The organism is Spongiibacter sp. C9W, from assembly GCF_057370015.1.
The window spans coordinates 1782407-1801561 of record NZ_CM170672.1; the positions used below are offsets into that span (position 1 = coordinate 1782407).

The 19155-nt window shown below is 55.0% G+C and carries 15 protein-coding genes; 7 read left to right on the top strand and 8 right to left on the bottom strand.

Annotated features, from left to right (window positions below; translation table 11 throughout):
• Positions 1-53: 53 nt before the first annotated feature.
• From AC2Q8J_RS08490 to AC2Q8J_RS08505, 4 genes are all read right to left on the bottom strand, one after another.
• Entirely contained in the window at positions 54-518 is a 465-nt protein-coding gene (locus AC2Q8J_RS08490) for an FKBP-type peptidyl-prolyl cis-trans isomerase (protein ID WP_027873052.1), read from the bottom strand.
• Between the two features lie 101 nt (positions 519-619).
• A complete protein-coding gene (locus AC2Q8J_RS08495) occupies positions 620-991 on the bottom strand; it encodes a hypothetical protein (RefSeq protein ID WP_486451061.1) in 372 nt (123 codons plus the stop codon).
• 69 nt (positions 992-1060) lie between these two features.
• Positions 1061-2008: a LysR family transcriptional regulator gene (locus AC2Q8J_RS08500; protein WP_204997376.1), complete on the bottom strand. Its 948-nt coding sequence runs from the start codon at positions 2006-2008 to the stop codon at positions 1061-1063.
• Positions 2009-2162: 154 nt separating this feature from the next.
• Positions 2163-4349, bottom strand: a complete 2187-nt coding sequence (locus AC2Q8J_RS08505; RefSeq protein WP_372879803.1) for a malate synthase G — start codon at positions 4347-4349, stop codon at positions 2163-2165.
• 362 nt (positions 4350-4711) lie between these two features.
• Here AC2Q8J_RS08505 and AC2Q8J_RS08510 point away from each other — a divergent pair, with 362 nt between their 5' ends.
• From AC2Q8J_RS08510 to AC2Q8J_RS08540, 7 genes are all read left to right on the top strand, one after another.
• Positions 4712-6307 (top strand): isocitrate lyase, encoded by a 1596-nt coding sequence (locus tag AC2Q8J_RS08510; RefSeq protein WP_204997374.1) that lies wholly within the window; start codon positions 4712-4714, stop codon positions 6305-6307.
• Positions 6308-6539: 232 nt separating this feature from the next.
• Positions 6540-7103 (top strand): hypothetical protein, encoded by a 564-nt coding sequence (locus AC2Q8J_RS08515; RefSeq protein ID WP_372877524.1) that lies wholly within the window; start codon positions 6540-6542, stop codon positions 7101-7103.
• A 69-nt stretch (positions 7104-7172) separates the two neighbouring features.
• Positions 7173-7655, top strand: coding sequence for a ribonuclease E activity regulator RraA (gene rraA / locus AC2Q8J_RS08520; protein WP_204997372.1), 483 nt, complete (start codon positions 7173-7175; stop codon positions 7653-7655).
• 49 nt (positions 7656-7704) lie between these two features.
• Entirely contained in the window at positions 7705-8739 is a 1035-nt protein-coding gene (locus tag AC2Q8J_RS08525; protein ID WP_286696235.1) for an LLM class F420-dependent oxidoreductase, read from the top strand.
• Between the two features lie 99 nt (positions 8740-8838).
• Positions 8839-10596 (top strand): bifunctional isocitrate dehydrogenase kinase/phosphatase, encoded by a 1758-nt coding sequence (gene aceK / locus AC2Q8J_RS08530; protein ID WP_372877526.1) that lies wholly within the window; start codon positions 8839-8841, stop codon positions 10594-10596.
• 54 nt (positions 10597-10650) lie between these two features.
• Positions 10651-11724 carry an efflux RND transporter periplasmic adaptor subunit gene (locus tag AC2Q8J_RS08535; RefSeq protein ID WP_486451062.1) on the top strand — a complete coding sequence of 358 codons (1074 nt, stop codon included), beginning with the start codon at positions 10651-10653 and terminating at the stop codon, positions 11722-11724.
• On the top strand, positions 11721-14846 hold the full coding sequence (locus AC2Q8J_RS08540) for an efflux RND transporter permease subunit (RefSeq protein ID WP_486451063.1): 3126 nt from the start codon (positions 11721-11723) through the stop codon (positions 14844-14846). The genes AC2Q8J_RS08535 and AC2Q8J_RS08540 overlap by 4 nt, the downstream gene beginning before the upstream one ends.
• 52 nt (positions 14847-14898) lie before the next feature.
• On the opposite strand, the gene AC2Q8J_RS08545 is transcribed toward AC2Q8J_RS08540, so the two are convergent.
• From AC2Q8J_RS08545 to typA, 4 genes are all read right to left on the bottom strand, one after another.
• Positions 14899-15483 (bottom strand): outer membrane beta-barrel protein, encoded by a 585-nt coding sequence (locus tag AC2Q8J_RS08545; protein WP_286696238.1) that lies wholly within the window; start codon positions 15481-15483, stop codon positions 14899-14901.
• Positions 15484-15639: 156 nt separating this feature from the next.
• Positions 15640-16077, bottom strand: a complete 438-nt coding sequence (gene dtd, locus AC2Q8J_RS08550) for a D-aminoacyl-tRNA deacylase (RefSeq protein ID WP_372877534.1) — start codon at positions 16075-16077, stop codon at positions 15640-15642.
• A 33-nt stretch (positions 16078-16110) separates the two neighbouring features.
• Complete coding sequence (gene pip / locus AC2Q8J_RS08555; RefSeq protein ID WP_486451064.1) at positions 16111-17088, bottom strand: prolyl aminopeptidase; 978 nt, start codon at positions 17086-17088, stop codon at positions 16111-16113.
• A gap of 84 nt (positions 17089-17172) precedes the next feature.
• On the bottom strand, positions 17173-18981 hold the full coding sequence (gene typA, locus AC2Q8J_RS08560) for a translational GTPase TypA (protein ID WP_286696241.1): 1809 nt from the start codon (positions 18979-18981) through the stop codon (positions 17173-17175).
• Positions 18982-19155 lie beyond the last annotated feature (174 nt).

A 19155-nucleotide genomic window follows, 5' to 3' on the forward strand; every position in this document is an offset into this window, starting at 1 on the left:
GGGAACGCAGGGGGGGGACAGGCCGATGGCTACCGGCCCATCAAACCGCTCAATCAGTGCACGTGACCGTGAGCAATTTCCTCTTCGCTTGCCTGACGCACGTCGGCAATGCTGACTTCAAAGTGAAGTGTTTGGCCTGCCAGTGGATGGTTGGCATCGACCGTGACGTTCTCGTCATCAACCGCTTTTACAACGACCATCTGCACTTGACCACCAGCGCCCTGCGCCTGGAACTGCATACCCACCTCGATCTGCTCTACACCCTGGAAAGCGTCGCGGGGCACAGCTTGAATCAGCTCGGGGTTGAGCTCGCCATAGGCGTCGCCTGGCTGAACAGTCACTTTCAATTCATCACCCGCGGCTTTGCCTTCCAGCTCGCGCTCAAGGCCGGGGATAATGCCGCCATGGCCATGCAGATACGCCAGGGGATCCTGACCTTTTGATGAATCGAGTTCCACACCGTTGTCGTCGGTGAGGGTGTAGTGAAATGCCACCACGCAATCGTTGGCAATATTCATGGGAACCTCCCGTTAAAATGAGGCGGCAAGCATGACAGCTTTAGCCGACGAGGTCACGCGAAGCGGCGGTTAAGGCCTGGGTTTGGGGAATATTTGTCCGATTAATTGGTCACGACCAAGTGTTCTCTAAGCCACTTGCAAGCGCTGTCGCGCGAGGGAAATAGCTCTAGTTTCAGTACGTGATCGCGCGGCAGACGACGAATAACATCGAAAACCAAGTCACTACGCGGGAATTGTCGAACGATGGCGATAGCCTGTAAGCCCGCAACATTCCCCAAGTCGGCCTGTGCCTCAAAGCCCAGCGAGAAATCTAAGGAGCCTGTGACCAACACCGCAAACCGCGGGGGCATATGCGCGCCTATCCACGTGCGAAATTCAGTGAGGGACTGGAGTGTCAATTCACGCCCCTCGTCAATACAGAGTTCGACAATATTGCCGACTGGTCGAACGCGACCAAAACTCAACTGGTGCACCCCGGATGTCCTGCAGATAAAAACAGCAGTGTACGCAGTGCAAGCAGGCAGCTATATAAGTAAATCTCGCTAGCCGTGTTCAATCATTTCCTGGCCCATATCAACGATGCGGCGGCGCAGCCAGATGTGACCGGGGTCGTGCTGCAGGAGCGGACTCCAAGCCAGTTTCAGCTCGATGGGGATAATCATAAATGGCGGCTTGCGAACTGCCAGCCGTGGATCTTCGGCATACAACTTGGCGACCTGGGTAGGCAGGGTGGCGATCAGATCGGGGTGTCTTGCCAGCAAGGCAGCCACTTGATAGTGGCGCGTGAAAACGCGAATCTGACGTTCGTGCCCCACTTCGGCAAGTGCCTCATCCACCCAGCCCAAGCGCTGACTATCTCTGTGGCTCATGCCACGGCCAACCCCCATACCGGTCTTGCTTACCCAGATATGCGGCGCAGCAAGAAAGGCATCCATATCAAAATTCTCCAGCGCCTTATTCTCGCTGCTCATCAGGCAGGAAAAACTGTCGCGCCAGACGGTAGCCTGATGGAAGGATTGCGGCAAACGGTCGAAACGGTTGACCGCCATATCGATCTTGCCTTGCTCAAGGTCCTGGAAGGTCACATCGGAGGGCGTCAGGATATCCAGTGTAATATTAGGTGCCTCGTCACGGAGCTTGAACAAGAGCCTCGTCAACAAGGTCGATTCGGCGTAGTCACTGGCCATAACCCGGAACACCCGCGTGCTCTCAGTCACTTCAAAGTCTGATACGGGCAGCACCGCCTGTTCTACTGAGGACAGAATATTCCTTACCTGCGGTTGCAGCTCCAGCGCGCGCTCTGTCGGCGTCATCCCCTCACTGGTACGCACTAAAAGCGGGTCATTAAACAGGTCACGCAAGCGCCGCAAACCGTTACTCAGGGCTGGCTGGGTAATTCCCAATTGCTCCGCCGCTCGCGTGACATTTTTCTCGCGCAGAAGCACGTCCAGGTAAACCAGCAGGTTCAGGTCGATACGCGACAAATTCATGAGACTGATGACTCCGCTACTCAATATAATACGGGGTGATTATGGGCAGTTTTTCGCCACTTCGCCAGCAAAGCACATAGAAAGCAGGCAAAAAAAAGGCCCGGTAGAACCGGGCCAAGCCTCACTGACAGGAAATCGTTGTGGACCGGAGTCCTTAAGCGCCGTGCTTCGCTTTGTATTCAATACGGCGGCGGTGCAATACTGGTTCTGTGTAGCCACTGGGCTGTTTGACACCTTCAAAAACCAGCTCACAAGCAGCCTGGAAAGCCACACTATCGTCAAAGTTCGGCGCCATATTGCGGTAGCTTGCATCGCCGGCATTCTGGCGATCAACAACCGCCGCCATCCGCTGCATCGTTTCCATTACCTGCTCTTCGCTGCAGATGCCGTGGCGCAACCAGTTGGCGATGTGCTGACTGGAAATGCGCAGTGTCGCGCGGTCTTCCATCAGACCCACATCGTTGATGTCTGGAACTTTAGAGCAGCCCACGCCCTGGTCGATCCAGCGAACAACATAGCCGAGAATACCCTGGGCATTGTTATCCAGCTCGTTCTGAATCTCTTCAGCGCTCCAGTCGGTGTTTTCGGCGACTGGGATGGTCAAAATATCTTCCAAAGCGGCGCGCTGACGATCCGCCAACTGCTCTTGCTGGCTGCGCACATTCACTTCATGGTAGTGCATTACGTGCAGGGTGGCTGCCGTGGGCGACGGTACCCAGGCACAGTTGGCACCGGCTTTGGGGTGACCGATTTTGGCCTCCATCATCTGCGCCATTTCGTCTGGCATGGCCCACATGCCCTTACCGATTTGCGCCTTGCCACTGAGGCCGCAGGACAGACCGATATCCACGTTCCAGTCTTCGTAGGCCTTGATCCAAGCCTGTTGCTTCATGTCAGCCTTGCGGACAAAAGCGCCGGCTTCCATGCTGGTGTGGATTTCATCGCCGGTGCGATCCAGAAAGCCGGTATTGATAAAGATCACGCGCTCACTGGCGGCAGCAATACAGGCTTTAAGGTTAACCGTGGTACGGCGCTCCTCATCCATAATACCTATTTTCAGGGTATTGCGAGCCAGACCGAGAGCGTCCTCAACGCGGCCAAACAGCTCGGCGGCAAAGGCCACTTCTTCGGGGCCGTGCATTTTCGGCTTAACGATGTAAACACTGCCGGTGCGTGAGTTGCTCAGGCTACCGGTCTTTTTCAAGTCGTGCATCGCCGCCAGTACGGTAACCATGGCATCCATAATGCCTTCAGGGATTTCGTTACCCTGTGCGTCGATAATCGCGTTATTGGTCATCAGGTGACCGACGTTGCGCACCAGCAGCAGGCTGCGGCCGTGCAGCACTTTTTCACCGCCGTTGGGCGCTGTGAACAAGCGGTCTTCAGCCATGCGACGAGTCTGCTCTTTGCCACCTTTGCTAAAGGTTTCGCTGAGGTTGCCCTTCATCAGGCCGAGCCAGTTGCTGTAGGCCACGCACTTGTCTTCAGCGTCTACCGCGGCAACCGAGTCTTCACAGTCCTGGATGGTGGTCAGGGCAGATTCCAGGCAAACATCTTTCACCTGAGCGGCATCGGTTTTGCCAATCGGGTGGCTGCCGTCAATCTGAATATCAATATGCAGGCCGTTGTTAACCAACAGGATATTGCTGGGCGCAGCGGCATCGCCGATATAACCGGCAAATTTCTCCGGCGCTTGCAGACCGGTATTGGCGCCATTCGCCAGGCTAACTACCAGACTGCCATTTTCTACTTTGTATGCCGTGGCATCGGCGTGACTGCCTTCAGCCAGAGCAACATGCTTGTCGAGGAAGGCCTTGGCATAAGCGACAACCTTATCACCGCGAACCGGGTTGTAAGCGCCAGCGCGCTCGGCACCACCCTCTTCAGAAATCACATCGGTGCCGTACAGAGCGTCGTACAGGCTACCCCAGCGGGCATTGGCAGCGTTCAGACCAAACCGGGCATTCATCACCGGCACTACCAGCTGAGGGCCAGCCAGTTCGGCGATTTCTTGATCGACGTTTTCGGTGGTAATGGTAAAATCAGCGGGCTCGGGCAGCAGATAACCTAGCTCTTCCAGGAACGCTTTATACGCCGCCATATCCGGCTTACCCGGGTTGGCGCGGTGGTAATCGTCGATCTTGGCCTGAATCTCGTCCCGCTTGGCCAACAGAGCTTTGTTCTTTGGCGCCAGATCAGCGACAATCGCGGCCAGTGCAGACCAGAACGCGTCGGGCTCGATGCCGGTACCCGGGGCAACCTGCTCATTCACCAGACGGTACAAGACCTCGGCAATCTGAAGACCACTGTGTTCTACCCGGTTGATTTGCTGCGCTGACATCTGCCACTCCTTCTAGCGTCGGTGAGTCTGTAAACCGCCCTTTATATAAGAAGCATGAATGTTAACAGCTAACACATGCAAATCAGAGATAACGGCTTAGGAGGACATCCTAGCTAGCCGCCAATGATTTCACAAATATATCCACATTATGCTTGTTATTCATTTATTAAATGGTGGATAACCAGCGGGCCCCGCAGCAATTTATTAAAATAGAAATTGCTTATGCAAGCGAAGCAGCACAACACCCCAGCAACATTCCTCGCGAAAATACCGAATATAGAATCTATAAATTAGAAAAATTTATAGGTCGCGAGTACACTAGCCTGCGTTAAACCACCCACCGCAATGAAAAGGGACCGCATATGTCATCGTTAGAAGCAGACATCCAATCCATCGCCGGACTTAAAGAGCAAGCCGGTAGCCCATGGGATGCTATCAACCCCGAATCTGCCGCGCGCATGCGTGCTCAGAACAAATTCAAAACCGGCCTGGACATTGCCAAGTACACCGCTGGCATCATGCGTCGCGACATGGCCGAGTTCGACAAAGACAAAACCAAGTACACTCAGTCTCTGGGCTGCTGGCACGGTTTTGTTGGTCAGCAAAAGCTGATCTCTATCAAAAAGCACTTCGGCTCAACTGAGCGCCGCTACCTCTACCTGTCTGGCTGGATGGTTGCTGCACTGCGCTCTAGCTTTGGTCCTCTGCCTGACCAGTCTATGCACGAGAAGACCGTTGTTGCCGACCTGGTAAGAGAGCTGTACACCTTCCTGCGCCAAGCTGACGCACGTGAGCTGGGTGGCTTGTTCCGCGAGCTGGACGCAGCACGCGAAGCTGGCGACAGCGCTAAAGAAGCTGAAATCCAAAGCAAAATCGACAACCACGAAACTCACGTTGTACCCATCGTTGCTGACATCGATGCCGGTTTTGGTAACGCTGAAGCGACTTACCTGATGGCCAAGCAAATGATCGAAGCCGGTGCATGCTGCCTGCAGATCGAAAACCAGGTTGCCGATGAGAAGCAGTGTGGTCACCAGGACGGTAAAGTAACCGTACCCCACGCTGACTTCCACGCTAAGCTGCGCGCGCTGCGTTACGCCTTCCTTGAGCTGGGTGTTGATGACGGTGTTATCGTTGCACGTACTGACTCTGAAGGTGCTGGCCTGACTAAAGAAATCGCTGTTGTTCGCGAGCCAGGCGACCAAGGTGACATTTACAACTCCTTCCTGGATTGTGAAGAAGTTGCTCCAGAAGACACTGCTGAAGGCGATGTACTGATCAGCCGCAACGGCAAGCTGGTTCGTCCTAAGCGCCTGCCTTCAGGTCTGTACCAGTTCCGTCAGGGCACTGGCCACGAGCGTTGCGTATTTGACTGCATCGAAGCGATCAACGCTGGCGCTGACCTGCTGTGGATCGAAACTGCAGTACCGACTGTTCACGAAATCAAAGGCATGATGGACGAGATTCGCAAGGTTCACCCCGATGCGAAACTGGTTTACAACAACTCGCCTTCGTTCAACTGGACACTGAACTTCCGTCAGCAGACTTACGATGCATGGGCGGCTGAAGGTAAAGACGTTTCTGCTTACGACCGTGACAACCTGATGTCTGCTGAGTACGACGACTCTGAACTGTCTGCTGCAGCTGATGCACGTGTACGCACCTTCCAGGCAGACACTGCCCGTGAAGCGAACGTATTCCACCACCTGATCACTCTGCCGACTTACCACACTACAGCACTGTCTGTAGACAACCTGGCGAAAGAGTACTTCGGTGACAAAGCAATGCTGGGTTACGTTGAAGGCGTTCAGCGTAAAGAGATCCGTCAGGGTATCGCCTGTGTTAAGCACCAAAACATGGCCGGTTCTGACCTGGGCGACGATCACAAAGAGTACTACGCAGGTGAAATGGCACTGAAAGCAGGTGGTGCGAAAAACACCTCTAACCAGTTCAGCTAAATCTGAACACGCGTTAGGCGACGTGCCCGGCAATTAGCAACACGCGGGGCACAGCGCACTTGCGAATCGAAAGGCGACACCTTAAAAAAGGCGTCGCCTTTTTTGTGGGCAGAATTAGCTAAATAAGATAATCGCAGACCTTTTAGGGCCCGCAGAGATATTGCTAAGCTGTGCAAAGCTTCCCTAAACTTCTACATGCTTTCCAACTCAAACCGACTGTGTAACTTCTACTATGACTGACGCACCAGATTTTCTTAAAGATGCCAGGGCTTTATTAAGCGAACAGGGCTTTACCACCAGCAGCACGTGGTATCACGGCACCTCTTCGGCGCTGGTTGACGCCATCATGGAGCAGGGCTTAAAACGCTCTGGCGACAAGGCACTGAAGCAAGCGGCCAAAGAAACCATGGCCACTATCGGCAATAGCTATTCCGAATCTATCGAACCGGTCTTCTTAACCCAGAGCAAGGAATTGGCTTTTTACTGGGCCGAGCAAACCGTGAGAAATCGCCGCGTAAGGTTTCAGGGCGAGGAGCAGCCAGTTGTACTTGCGGTAACACTTCCTGAAGAACTGAACGCCAAAGTGAAACCCGATGTAGGCGCCGCCAGCTTATTATTAGTCGAAGAGGGCGAGCAATTTATGGCTTATCTGGCAGGTATTTACCAAGCTAATAATTTCGACGCGCCCGAAATAGACCTAATGAAAGCCGATCGCTTGGAGTACCTAAATAAATTGGGCATGGCCTATTACGATGCAGATATTAGTGCATCGTGCCTCGCTGTAGTCACAGACTAAGCCCTAACCCGAATCATTTATTTTATGCTCAGCGCCAACACTGCCGCGTTGAGCCCCCGGAGGAAAATCATGCCCATCTCTACACCCGATCTCTGCGACGAATTCGGCGACGACGTACGCGTTCTTGAACTGCCGCTGCGCCACTACGGCGCGACTCACAATTTCGGCGGCCAAGTTGTCACCATTAAGTGCTTTGAAGACAACTCCTTGGTTGCCGAGCAAGTTAAACAGCCTGGCGAAGGCCGCGTATTAGTCGTTGATGGCGGCGGCTCAGTGCGACGTTCACTGCTTGGCGACAACCTTGCTGGCGCCGCGGTTAAAAATGGTTGGAGCGGTATTATCATCTACGGCTATCTGCGCGATGTGGAAGAGATCGCCCCGATGGAGCTAGGCATATTGGCACTGGGCAGCGTGCCGCGTAAAACCGAGAAGCGCAACGAGGGCCAACTCAATGTCGCCCTACACTTTGGCGCTATCGATATCGCACCGGGCGACTACGCCTATGCCGATGAAACCGGCGTTATCTTCTCCAGCAAAGCGCTGGTAAGCTAACCGATTCGAGGGGGCGCAGGGCCCCGCTAAAATAATAAGGGGAACAGCAATGAAACTGGGACTACTACTGGGCTACTCGGGCGCGAAATTAACGCTGCCAATGGATGACATTAAACACGCCGAAGCCCTGGGCTTCGACTCAGTGTGGACAGCTGAAGCCTATGGTTCTGATGCCGTTAGCCCGGCCGCCTGGATACTTGCACAAACCGAAAAAATTAAGGTGGGTACTGCCATTATGCAGATGCCTGCTCGCAGCCCCGCCATGGCGGCGATGACGGCAATGAGTCTGGACGCCCTGTCCGATGGCCGCTTTATCGTCGGCCTGGGTGCATCGGGACCGCAGGTGGTGGAAGGCTGGCACGGCGTGCCCTACGGCAAGCCCGTCACCCGCACCCGCGAGTACATCAAAATTATGAAGCAGATTTTCGAGCGCAAAGGCCCGCTGGAATTTGACGGCAAGATGTACCAGATTCCCAACAAAGGCGAAGGCACCACCGGCCTGGGCAAAGCGCTTAAGTCAATTTTGCACGGCGACCCAAGCATCCCCATTTACACGGCGTCCATCACTCCCGCCGGGGTAGCCGCCTCGGCCGAAGTCGCCGACGGCGTATTCCCGGTGTGGATGAGCCCAGACAAGTATTCGGTGCTTGAGCCGGCGATCAACAAGGGCCTTGAGAAGAGTGGCCGCAGTAAAGCCGACTTCGATGTTGCTCCATTTGTCGGCGTTATCATGGATGACAACCTCGATGGCTGTCGCCACTTCATTAAAGACTTCCTCGCGCTATATATTGGCGGTATGGGCGCCAAGGGCAAGAACTTCTACACTGACTACGCCACCCGCATGGGCTACGGCGACGCGGCAGAAAAAGTGCAGGACCTCTACCTGGCCGGTAAGAAGGATGAAGCCCGCGAAGCGGTGCCCAACGAACTTGTCGACGAGGTCGCGCTGGTTGGCCCAGAAGCCCGCATTCGCGAGCGCGCCCAAGATTGGAAAGCAGCGAATCAACGCGGCGAAGTCGGCACAATGATTCTCAACTGCCAGCAGGCTGAAGCCCGTGAAGTAATGGCGGACTGCTTCCTGTAAGCGCAAACATCGCAGCCCCCCACTGCCCGACTTCGCTTTTCTGCGAAAGTCGGGCAGACTCTCAGCTATACCCTCCCACGTGACAGGACACTACCAGCAATGACCGCTGTTACCCGCCGACTCGCGATGGCCATTCTCAATGGCTTCGATGCGTTTTTCGCCGAATTTAAAAATATCACCCTCGGCGCCCAAGCCCGTTTTGAAGCCGCCGATTGGCACGGCTCTCAAGAGGCGATGCGCGCGCGCCTCAACCTCTGGAAGCAAAAACGGGTCATTGTCGCCGAAGCCGCCCACACCATTACCGGCGGCAGCGTGCAGGACCGCGAGCACTGGGAAGTTGCCAAGCAAGAATACGCCGAGCTAATTCAGAATCACGACAATTACGAGATTGCACAATCCTTCTTTAACTCCATTTACTGCTACGTCTTCGAGCACGAAAAAATTCGGGATCAACACACCTTTGCCACCACGCCGGCAGGACACCGAGGCCCAATCGATAGCGACTCTATTCTCCGGCGCTACAAGTTCAACGGCGACAATGGTGCCGCCATCGTCAGACAAATGTTAGACGACTGTGAGTTCAATATTCCCTGGGAAGACCAGCAGCGCGACATTCAATTTGTCATGAATGTCGTCAACCAAGACCTGGTGCCCCGCATCCCCGAAGGTACTGGAGAGATTTGGGTCGAGACCCTGGAGTCACTATTCTTTCGCAACAAAGCGGCGTATTTGGTTGGGCGCGCCTACAGCGGCAATTTCAGCAAGCCCTTCGTGCTGCCGATCCTGCACTCCGATGACGGTTCGCTCTTCGTCGACACCCTGTTGCACGAGCCTGACGACCTCTCAATTCTTTTCAGCTTCAGCCGCAGCTACTTTATGGTTGACGCCTCGATTCCTTCGGAATACGTGGCATTTTTACGACGCCTCATGCCGCACAAAGAGGTATTCGAGCTCTACAACGCAATCGGTATGCAAAAGCACGGTAAAACCGAGTTTTACCGCTTTGCCGTCAACGATACGTTAAACAGCGAAGATCCCTACGTGATCGCCCCCGGGATCAAGGGCATGGTGATGCTGGTATTCACCCGGCCGGACTTCGGGTACGTGTACAAAGTGATCAAAGACAAGTTCACGCCTCCTAAAGAGATGAGCCGGGAACACGTTAGGAAATGCTACAGCCTGGTAAAACGCTGGGACCGCGGCGGCCGCATGGCCGACACCCAGGAGTTTAACAACCTGGCCTTTGACCGCCGCCGTTTCTCCGACGAGCTCATGGCCGAGCTCTACAAAGAGGCTCCCTCGCTGGTCGAGGAGCACGGCAATGTGTTGATACTCAAGCACGTCTATATTGAGCGGAAAATGATTCCTCTCAACCTCTACCTGAAAGACTGCAACGAAGAGCAGCTTTACAGCGTAATGGACGAATACGGCAGCGCCATTAAACAACTCGCAGCGGGGAATATTTTCCCCGGCGATATGCTGCTTAAAAACTTTGGCGTTACCCGTCACGGACGTGTGGTGTTCTATGACTACGACGAAATTTGTCCGCTGACCGACTGTAACTTCCGCCGCCTGCCAGAGCCCAAAACAGAGGAGCAGGCCATGGCCACTCACCCCTGGTATGAGGTCAAACCCGAGGATGTGTTCCCGGAAGAGTTTCGCCTGTTCTTCTCGGGGAATCAGCGCGCCAAGAAGGTATTTGACGAATTGCACAGCGACCTCTACGACCCCGATTACTGGCGCGAGCTGCAGGACAAGATTCGCAACGGTTATGTCGCCGACGTATTCCCGTATAGAAAGAAACAGCGCTTCCAACAGCGCGATGGCGGCAACAACAGCCCTGCCACCTCAAATTAACTCTGGCTGGGAATAACACCTTTATAGGCAGCAATTTCAGGGATCGCGATTACCGTGTTAAGAAAACGCCTCAAGTTCGTACTACCACCGTTAATCGTTATCGGCGCACTGCTGCTGGCCAAGGTGCTTATCAGCAGCCGGCCAGAGCTTGCATCCCAACCCCGCGTGGACGAGCAACCGCTTGTGCAGGTGCACACCATCGAGCGCCAAGGGGCCGCGATGACCCTGGGCTCGCACGGCACGGTGAGAGCAAAAACCACCTTGCAATTAACCAGTGACGTCGCCGGCAGAGTCACCTGGGTGAACCCTGCGCTGGAGGTCGGTGCCATTATCGCTGCCGATACCCCCATCGCCAGAGTAGACCGCAGCCAATACAAACTGGCAGAAGCCCAGGCGCTACTCGCCCTGCGCGATGCCGAATTAGCCCTGGCGGACACCCGCAGCCGCTTTGAAACCCGCAACCCACGCCACCCACAAATTCGACGGGCGCGAGCCCAGATTGCCGCCGCCAAAGCGCAAATCCGCAAGGCTAATGTCGACCTTTCGCGAACAGAAATCTCACTGCCGATGGAAGCGCTGGTCAGTATCAAACAAGTGGCTCTCGGGCAGTATGTGGCTCCCGGCAGCGTCCTCGCCAGCTTTGAAGCGGTCGACCAAGTAGAGATTCCCCTGCCGATTAGCCACGCCGAGTTAGAGATGCTGGAGGCAGTCGATGGCGTCAGCGTTACGCTCCATGCCATCGACCAACAAATCGGTCGCTGGCAAGCGCGCCTCGGTCGCCTCAATCAACAATTGGACGACGCGACTCGGGTCGCCTATGCCGTGGCAGTGCTGGACGCCCCCTACGCGACCAAGCCGGCGTTGCGCATCGGTCAGTTTGTTCGCGCCGACATTCACGGCGTTGAATTTGACGACGCCTTTCGCATTCCCGCGAGCGCGGTTTTTGAAAACCGCTTCGTTTACCGCCTCGACCCACAGCAGCAATTGCAGAGCGTGACGGTAACCCTACTGCAAAAAAATGCCCAAGACGCCGTGGTAAGAGGAGACATAAACGTCGGCGACCAGCTGGTACTCAGCCGCCTAGACATTATGACCGAGGGCATGAAAGTTAGAGTCGAGTCGCTATGACGCCCTATGATCGCCGCAGTGGCGCCATTGGCTGGATGGCCCGCAATCCCGTCGCTGCCAATCTGTTAATGGCCGTGGTGATGCTCGCCGGGCTGGTCTCCCTGCTAGATTTGCGCAAAGAGGTCTTCCCCACGATCCCACTGGAGATGATCCGCATCACTGTTCCCTACCCTGGCAGCTCACCCAGCGAGGTAGAGGAAGGCATTCTGATCAAAATTGAAGAAGCCCTGCAGGATATGGAAGACGTCGACGACATCATTGCCGAAGCCAATGAGAATGTCGCCACAGTGCTAGTGCAAATGCAGCCCAAGACCGATATGGCGCCGGTACTCAACGATGTCACCTCCCGCGTTAACGCCATCGCTTCGTTTCCCGCCAATGCCGAAAAACCCATCATTGAAGAAATACTGGCCAAGAATCACACCATCAACCTGAGTATCGCTGGCGAAAAGCTTAGCGAGCATCAACTCAAAGCCCTTGCTGACGACGTGCGCGACGACCTGCTGGCCACCGGCGAGATTACCCAGATTGAACTCGTCGGTGTGCGCGATTACGAGGTGGCCATCGAGCTCTCCGACAGCACACTTCGCCAGTACGGCCTGAGCTTCGACCAAGTGGTAACGCTCATTCGCAGTCGATCCGAAAACTTACCCGGCGGCAATGTTCGCACCGACAGCGGTACGATTACTCTTCGCTCACAAGGTCAGGCTTACAGTGGCGATGAGTATCGCCGCATTCCGCTACTCACCCGCCCGGACGGCACCCGCTTGCTGGTAGGCGATATTGCCAATGTGCGCGATGGTTTCAGTGAGCAGCCTATTCTCAGCCGCCTGAATGGCGCCAACGGCGCGCGGCTCACAATTTTCACCGTCGGCCGCCAGAGCACCCTCGATGTCAGCCAGTTAGTCAAAGACTACGCCGCCCAGAAGCAACTGGAATTACCCGATGGCGTCAGCCTCAATGTCTGGTTCGATAACTCGCGTATCCTCAAAGGCCGAATCGACCTACTACTCAAAAATGCGCTGCAAGGGGGCATTTTAGTTCTATTAGCACTGGCGCTATTTTTACGCCTGAGCATGGCATTTTGGGTGTTAATCGGCGTGCCATTCAGCTTTCTTGGCGCCATGATGGTGATGAACCTTGGCTTTTTCGACTACTCGATAAACCTGATGTCGCTATTCGGCTTTTTGCTGGTGCTGGGCATTGTGGTGGACGATGCCATTGTTACCGGCGAGAGTGCCTACAGCTACCTGGAGAGAGAACAACAAGGCTTAGACAGCATTATTCACGGGGTAAAACGCGTCTCGACAGCGACAATTTTTGGCGTGCTTACGACTATTATCGCCTTCACCCCGATGCTGACAATGACCTCGCACATCGGCCGCTTTGGCTCCAATATCGCGGTGGTCGTGATCTTCTGCCTGATCTTTTCTCTGATAGAAACCAAGCTGATCCTGCCCGCCCACCTTCGTCATATCAAACTAGATAAAAAATCCACCGGCCCCATCGCCGCCCTGCAAAACGGCTTTGACCGCCAGCTAAAAGCGTTTGTGTACAATATTTATCGCCCAGCATTGCAAACCTTGCTTGCGTATCGCTATGTCAGTCTCGCCGTATTTGTGGCCGGCTTTATTGTCGTTCTCAGCCTGGTACCCGCTGGCATTGTCCGCATGGTGTTCTTCCCCGATGTTCCCTCTGACCAGATCGTAATTAGCCTGCGGCTGCCGCCCAGCGCGCCCTACCAGCTCACTCATGACTACGCACTGAAAATCGAGGCGGCGGCCACGACCGTCAATGAGCGCTACCGCGAACGTACTGGTGAAGATGTCGACGCCATTAGCAATATTGAAACCCTGAGCAGCTCCGACGACCAGGCAAGAATTTGGGCGTCCCTCGTCCCCTCGGAACAACGGCAAATCGATTCCGTTATTCTCGCCCAGTGGTGGCGAGAAGCGATCGGCCCGCTCCCCGGTATTAAACAGCTGAGCTTCGATGCGAAAGCGGGCCCGGGCGAAGGCGTCGACCTCGACGTCGCGTTAGAGTCTGACGACCTCGCTGAACTGCAGCGCGCCGCACAGTGGCTCAAAGCGGAGCTTCAGCAAATAAGCGGCGTATTCGATATCCGCGATACCTTTGGCGCCGGCGCACCGGAGGTGGATATTCGCATTAAACCCGCCGGCGAATTGCTGGGCCTCGGCCAGGCTGAAATTGCCCGCCAAGTGCGCCAAGCCTTCTTTGGCGCTGAAATTCAGCGTTTCCAACGCGGCCGTCACGAAGTGCGAGTCTACGCGAGATTGCCACTCGCCGAGCGCAACACGCTGGAAACCCTGGAACAATTGTGGATCAAGCTGCCTAGTGGTGAGCGGGTACCCTTCAGTGAAGTGGCCGAAGCGCAATATTCCTCCGGCATTTCCAGCATCAAACGGGTCGACAGAAAGCGCGTGGTCAATATCCAAACGGGCATCGACAAAGCCACCATTGAACCCGATGCGGTGGTCGCCAAGCTCGACCGGGACGTGATGCCCACACTACTGAAACAATTCCCTGCGGTTAGCTATTACTACACCGGCCAGGTGGAAGAGCAGCAAAAAGACACCCGCGAACTGCAGGTGATGGGGTCGCTGGTATTACTGCTGATTTTTGCCGCACTGGCCATTCCGCTGAAGTCCTATATCCAGCCGCTGTATATCATGTCGGCAATTCCCTTTTCAGTGGCAGGCGCCATTATTGGACACTGGCTCACCGGCAATGATCTGAGCATGCTATCTATTATCGGTGTGGTTGCGCTCGCCGGGGTGGTGGTGAATGACTCGCTGGTTCTGGTGGACTTCATCAACCAGAAGGTTTCCGAGGGAGAAGAAAAACTCAAAGCCGTGGTCGAAGCCGGACAGATGCGCTTTCGCGCGGTGATACTGACCTCACTAACCACTTTTTTGGGGCTACTGCCCATTCAGCTGGAAACCTCGATACAGGCGCAATTCATCAAACCAATGGCCACCTCCGTTGGCTTCGGCATATTATTTGCCACGGCGGTCACATTATTTTTAGTGCCAATCCTGTTTTTTATCGCCCATGACATCAGCCAGTTTTTTGCTAAACGACTGAGCCCAAAAACCCTCTGAAGCGTGCAAAAAAAACGGCGCTCCCTGCGCCGTTTTTTTGCTGCCGCCGCAGTTAAAACTGCACGCGGCCACTAATGCCAAAGCTGTCTGTATCCAGGTCGCCAACAAAGCTGCGATTCAGCTCCGCTGCCACAGAGACCAGCGGCGTCACGTAGAGTCGCACACCAGCACCAAGCACAGCGCCGCTATCGTCACCCTTATCGTAGTCTGCGTGGGCATAACCCGCACTGAGATTACCCTCTATATTATTGGTCAGCCAGGTGCGTGATTGCACACTCGCTGCCAAAGTATCGATGTCGTTGTCACCCCGGTCGGGATCGGTATAGCTGTAGTCCAGCGCCAATACTAAGTCGCTGCGCTCAGATATCCGCATCGGATGGCCCACACCGAGGCTCACCACATCGGCCTCACCGGGATCAAAATCCAGATTACCCACTGACGCGCGAATAAATACATTGCGATCCAAGGCCAGCGAGCCGCCTCCATAAAGGTAGTCGCCATCGCGATCATCCACCTCAATATCAGCCACCCCTAATTCCGCATAACTGTAGCTAAATTCCTTTGCCATCAGTGGTGAGCTGACCGCCAGTGCAAGAAAGCCAGCGGGAACCATTAGAGTCGATGTAATGCGCTTCATAAGACATCCTTTTTTTGCCAATAGATGCCTTTTAGACGAGCTCATATTACTGAGTTCACCGAAAAAACCGGCTTTGTGAAGAAGTTGACACAGGCGCAAAAAACGGCAAACACGCGGGAACCGCGTCGCCATAAATCTGTCGGGAGTGGGATAACGTTACGATTCCAGTAGAAAAGTCACCGGCCCGTCATTGAGCAGAGAGATCTGCATATCCGCGCCAAATTCTCCGCTTGCCAGTTTTGCCTGACGAGGAGAAAGCCACGCCAGGGCATGATCGTAAAGCTGGCGGGCGCGCTCGGGTTCGGCGGCCGTTGAAAATCCGGGGCGCCGCCCCTTACTGGTTTGTGCCGCGAGGGTAAACTGGGAAACCACCAACAGCCCGCCTTCAATGTCGCGCAGCGACAAATTCATACGCCCCTGCTCATCGGAAAAAATGCGGTAATTCAGCACCCTTTCCAATAACTTTTCCAGCTCGGTTTCACTGTCGTGTTTTTCCAGCCCAAGAAACAACAATATTCCCTGACTAATTTCACCAACGCAGCGCTGATCAACCTCGACCTTCGCGTGGCGAACCCGTTGAAGTAGTGCTTTCATTCAATTCTCTATACGTAAATCCGTGGTGCAGTATTATGCGCCCTCGCCCGAAAACTGCCGTACCAGCACCTCGGCAATCTCATCTGTTGCCTTAACCAGGGCATCACTCATGCTCGGCTCAAAAGCGGAATGCCCGGCATCGCGAACCACGAACAACTCGGCGGCTGGCCAGTATTGCGATAGCGTCATCGCATTGTCTAGCGGGCAGATCATATCGTAACGACCGTGGACAATAACCCCGGGAATATCTGCCAGCGCCGACATATTATCCAGGATTTGCTGATTCAACAGGTACGGGTCACTGCGGAAAAAGTGATTCTCGATATGCGCCATCGCCACGGCGGTGTGAGCGTCCAGCAAATGCGACTCAACATCGTGGTTAGGGCGCAGCGTTGAGCAGCGCCCCTCCCAGTGGCACCAAGCCTTTGCGGCGGACATCCGCGCCAGTTCATTACTGCCGTGCAACTGCCGGTGATAAGCCTCGATCCAGCTCTCACCGGGCTGGCGATGGGCAGCCTCATCAAACTCCTGCCAGTAATCGGGAAAAACGCGGCTCGCGCCTCCCTCCTCGTAAAACCACTGAAGCTCCTGAGGACGGCACAAAAATATACCGCGCAATATCATCGCCAGCACGCGGCTCGGGTGACGTTGTGCATAGGCAATACTGAGCGTGGATCCCCAGGAGCCACCAAACAGCACCCAGTGATGTACACCCAAATACTCTCGAATAGCTTCCATGTCTTCGATCAGCGCTTGCGTCGTATTGTTGTCCAAACAGGCATGGGGCTCGGATTGGCCACAGCCGCGCTGGTCAAACAAAATAATGCGGTAGATTTCTGGGTCGAAAAAGCAGCGCGCCTTGGGGCTGCAACCCGCACCGGGACCGCCGTGCACAAATAGCACGGGGATACCGTCCGGGTTACCAGATTCTTCTACATAGAGAACGTGGGGGGCTTGAACAGCCAGACGATGACGTTGATAAGGTTTGATATCGGGATAAAGTGCCAACATTCAGCGCACCTGAGGTCGATTAACAGCGGAGACCTTCAGTGTAGCGCAGCGAGGGACGGCTTGCCCGCCCTCGCCCCAGGCAAATTATTTTGCCGCGCGTTTGCGCTCGTTTTCCGTTAGCAGCTTTTTACGCAGGCGAATGCTCTTCGGCGTCACTTCCACCAACTCGTCGTCTTCAATGAACTCGAGCGCTTGCTCAAGGGTATGACGTACCGGCGGCGTCAGCGTCAGCGCATCATCGGTGCCAGAAGCGCGAACGTTAGTCAGCTGCTTGGCCTTGGTCGCATTCACCACCAGGTCGTTGCTGCGGCTGTGCAAACCGATAATCTGCCCTTCGTAAATTTCCTCAGCGTGGCCGAGGAACAAGCGACCGCGATCCTGCAGGTTAAACAGACCGTAGGCAAGGGTTTTGCCCTTCACCATCGAGACCAATACGCCGTTTTGGCGTTTGGCCATCTCACCGCCTTTCACTTCACCGTAGTGGTCGAAGACTGTGGTCATAATGCCGCTGCCCGAGGTCAGCGTCAGGAATTGACCGCGGAAGCCGATCAGGCCACGCGCAGGCGCAATAAACTCAAGCTTAACGCGACCTTTGCCGTCGGGCTCCATGTTGGTCAGCTCTGCCTTGCGCAGCCCCAACTCTTCCATGACGGCACCTTGGTGCTGATCTTCAACGTCGATAACGACCTGCTCGTAGGGCTCTTGCAGAACACCGTCAATTTCTCGCTGAACAACTTCAGGACGTGACACACCCAGCTCAAAACCCTCGCGACGCATGGTTTCAATCAATACCGACAAGTGCAGCTCACCGCGACCGGACACTTTGAATTTGTCGGGGCTGTCGCCCTGCTCAACCCGCAGCGCCACATTGTGGATCAGCTCTTGCTGGAGACGGTCGTTGATATTACGCGAGGTAACAAACTTGCCTTCCAAACCGGCAAACGGTGAATCGTTAACCTGGAAGGTCATACTGACTGTGGGCTCGTCAACGGTCAGCGCTGGCAACGCTTCCGGCTGACTGGGCGAACAGATGGTATCGGAAATATTTAAGCCTTCGATACCGGTGATACATACAATATCGCCGGCTTGTGCTTGCTCGACTTCAACACGCTCCAGACCGTGATAACCCATCACCGTGAGCACACGCCCTTTGCGCTGCTTACCATCGGCGCCAACAACCACAACCTGCTCATTGGGCTTCATGGTACCGCGCGTGATGCGGCCAACACCGATAACGCCGACATAGCTGTTGTAGTCCAGCGCTGAAATTTGCATTTGCAGCGGACCGTCAACATCGACATCTGGCGAAGGCACTTTATCCACGATCATCTCAAACAGCGGCGTCATATCCTCCGCCAGCTCGTCGGCCTCTGGGCCGGCAATACCGTTCAAGGCAGATGCGTAAATGATGGGGAAATCAAGCTGTTCGTCGGTCGCACCCAGGCGGTCGAACAGGTCAAAGACTTGGTCAATTACCCAGTCAGGGCGAGAGCCCGGGCGGTCGACTTTATTGACGACGACAATGGGCTTGAGACCGCGCTCGAACGCTTTTTGTGTAACGAAGCGTGTCTGCGGCATAGGGCCGTCTACGGCGTCTACCAACAGCAGTACACAATCAACCATCGACAACACCCGCTCTACTTCACCGCCAAAGTCGGCGTGCCCTGGGGTGTCCACAATGTTAATGCGGTAGTCGTTCCAGCGGATCGCGGTGTTCTTAGCTAGGATGGTAATGCCGCGCTCTTTCTCCTGATCATTGGAGTCCATAACACGCTCGGTGTCTTGGTTGCGGCGGTCGAGCGTACCCGACTGACTCAGCAGTTTATCAACCAGGGTCGTTTTACCGTGGTCAACGTGGGCGATGATGGCAATATTGCGCAGCTTATCAATCATGGGCGAGGTCGTCGTCGGATAAATTTGGGCGCGCAGTATACACCAGCAGCGCCGAGATACGCACAACTCATCGGCATCTACGACATATTGCCAGTGTTTACTCGACCACCGCACTGGCCAAACCTTGGGCCGAAGTACCATTTGCCGCTACAATTCCCAAAAAAGCCTTCCCGC

Bases quoted from the DNA above. Each gene is read 5' to 3' on its own strand.
- AC2Q8J_RS08490 (WP_027873052.1), bottom strand. From the start codon at position 518: ATGAATATTGCCAACGATTGCGTGGTGGCATTTCACTACACCCTCACC.
- AC2Q8J_RS08500 (WP_204997376.1), bottom strand. From the start codon at position 2,008: ATGAATTTGTCGCGTATCGACCTGAACCTGCTGGTTTACCTGGACGTG.
- AC2Q8J_RS08505 (WP_372879803.1), bottom strand. From the start codon at position 4,349: ATGTCAGCGCAGCAAATCAACCGGGTAGAACACAGTGGTCTTCAGATT.
- AC2Q8J_RS08510 (WP_204997374.1), top strand. From the start codon at position 4,712: ATGTCATCGTTAGAAGCAGACATCCAATCCATCGCCGGACTTAAAGAG.
- AC2Q8J_RS08515 (WP_372877524.1), top strand. From the start codon at position 6,540: ATGACTGACGCACCAGATTTTCTTAAAGATGCCAGGGCTTTATTAAGC.
- rraA (WP_204997372.1), top strand. From the start codon at position 7,173: ATGCCCATCTCTACACCCGATCTCTGCGACGAATTCGGCGACGACGTA.
- AC2Q8J_RS08525 (WP_286696235.1), top strand. From the start codon at position 7,705: ATGAAACTGGGACTACTACTGGGCTACTCGGGCGCGAAATTAACGCTG.
- aceK (WP_372877526.1), top strand. From the start codon at position 8,839: ATGACCGCTGTTACCCGCCGACTCGCGATGGCCATTCTCAATGGCTTC.
- AC2Q8J_RS08540 (WP_486451063.1), top strand. From the start codon at position 11,721: ATGACGCCCTATGATCGCCGCAGTGGCGCCATTGGCTGGATGGCCCGC.
- AC2Q8J_RS08545 (WP_286696238.1), bottom strand. From the start codon at position 15,483: ATGAAGCGCATTACATCGACTCTAATGGTTCCCGCTGGCTTTCTTGCA.
- dtd (WP_372877534.1), bottom strand. From the start codon at position 16,077: ATGAAAGCACTACTTCAACGGGTTCGCCACGCGAAGGTCGAGGTTGAT.
- pip (WP_486451064.1), bottom strand. From the start codon at position 17,088: ATGTTGGCACTTTATCCCGATATCAAACCTTATCAACGTCATCGTCTG.
- typA (WP_286696241.1), bottom strand. From the start codon at position 18,981: ATGATTGATAAGCTGCGCAATATTGCCATCATCGCCCACGTTGACCAC.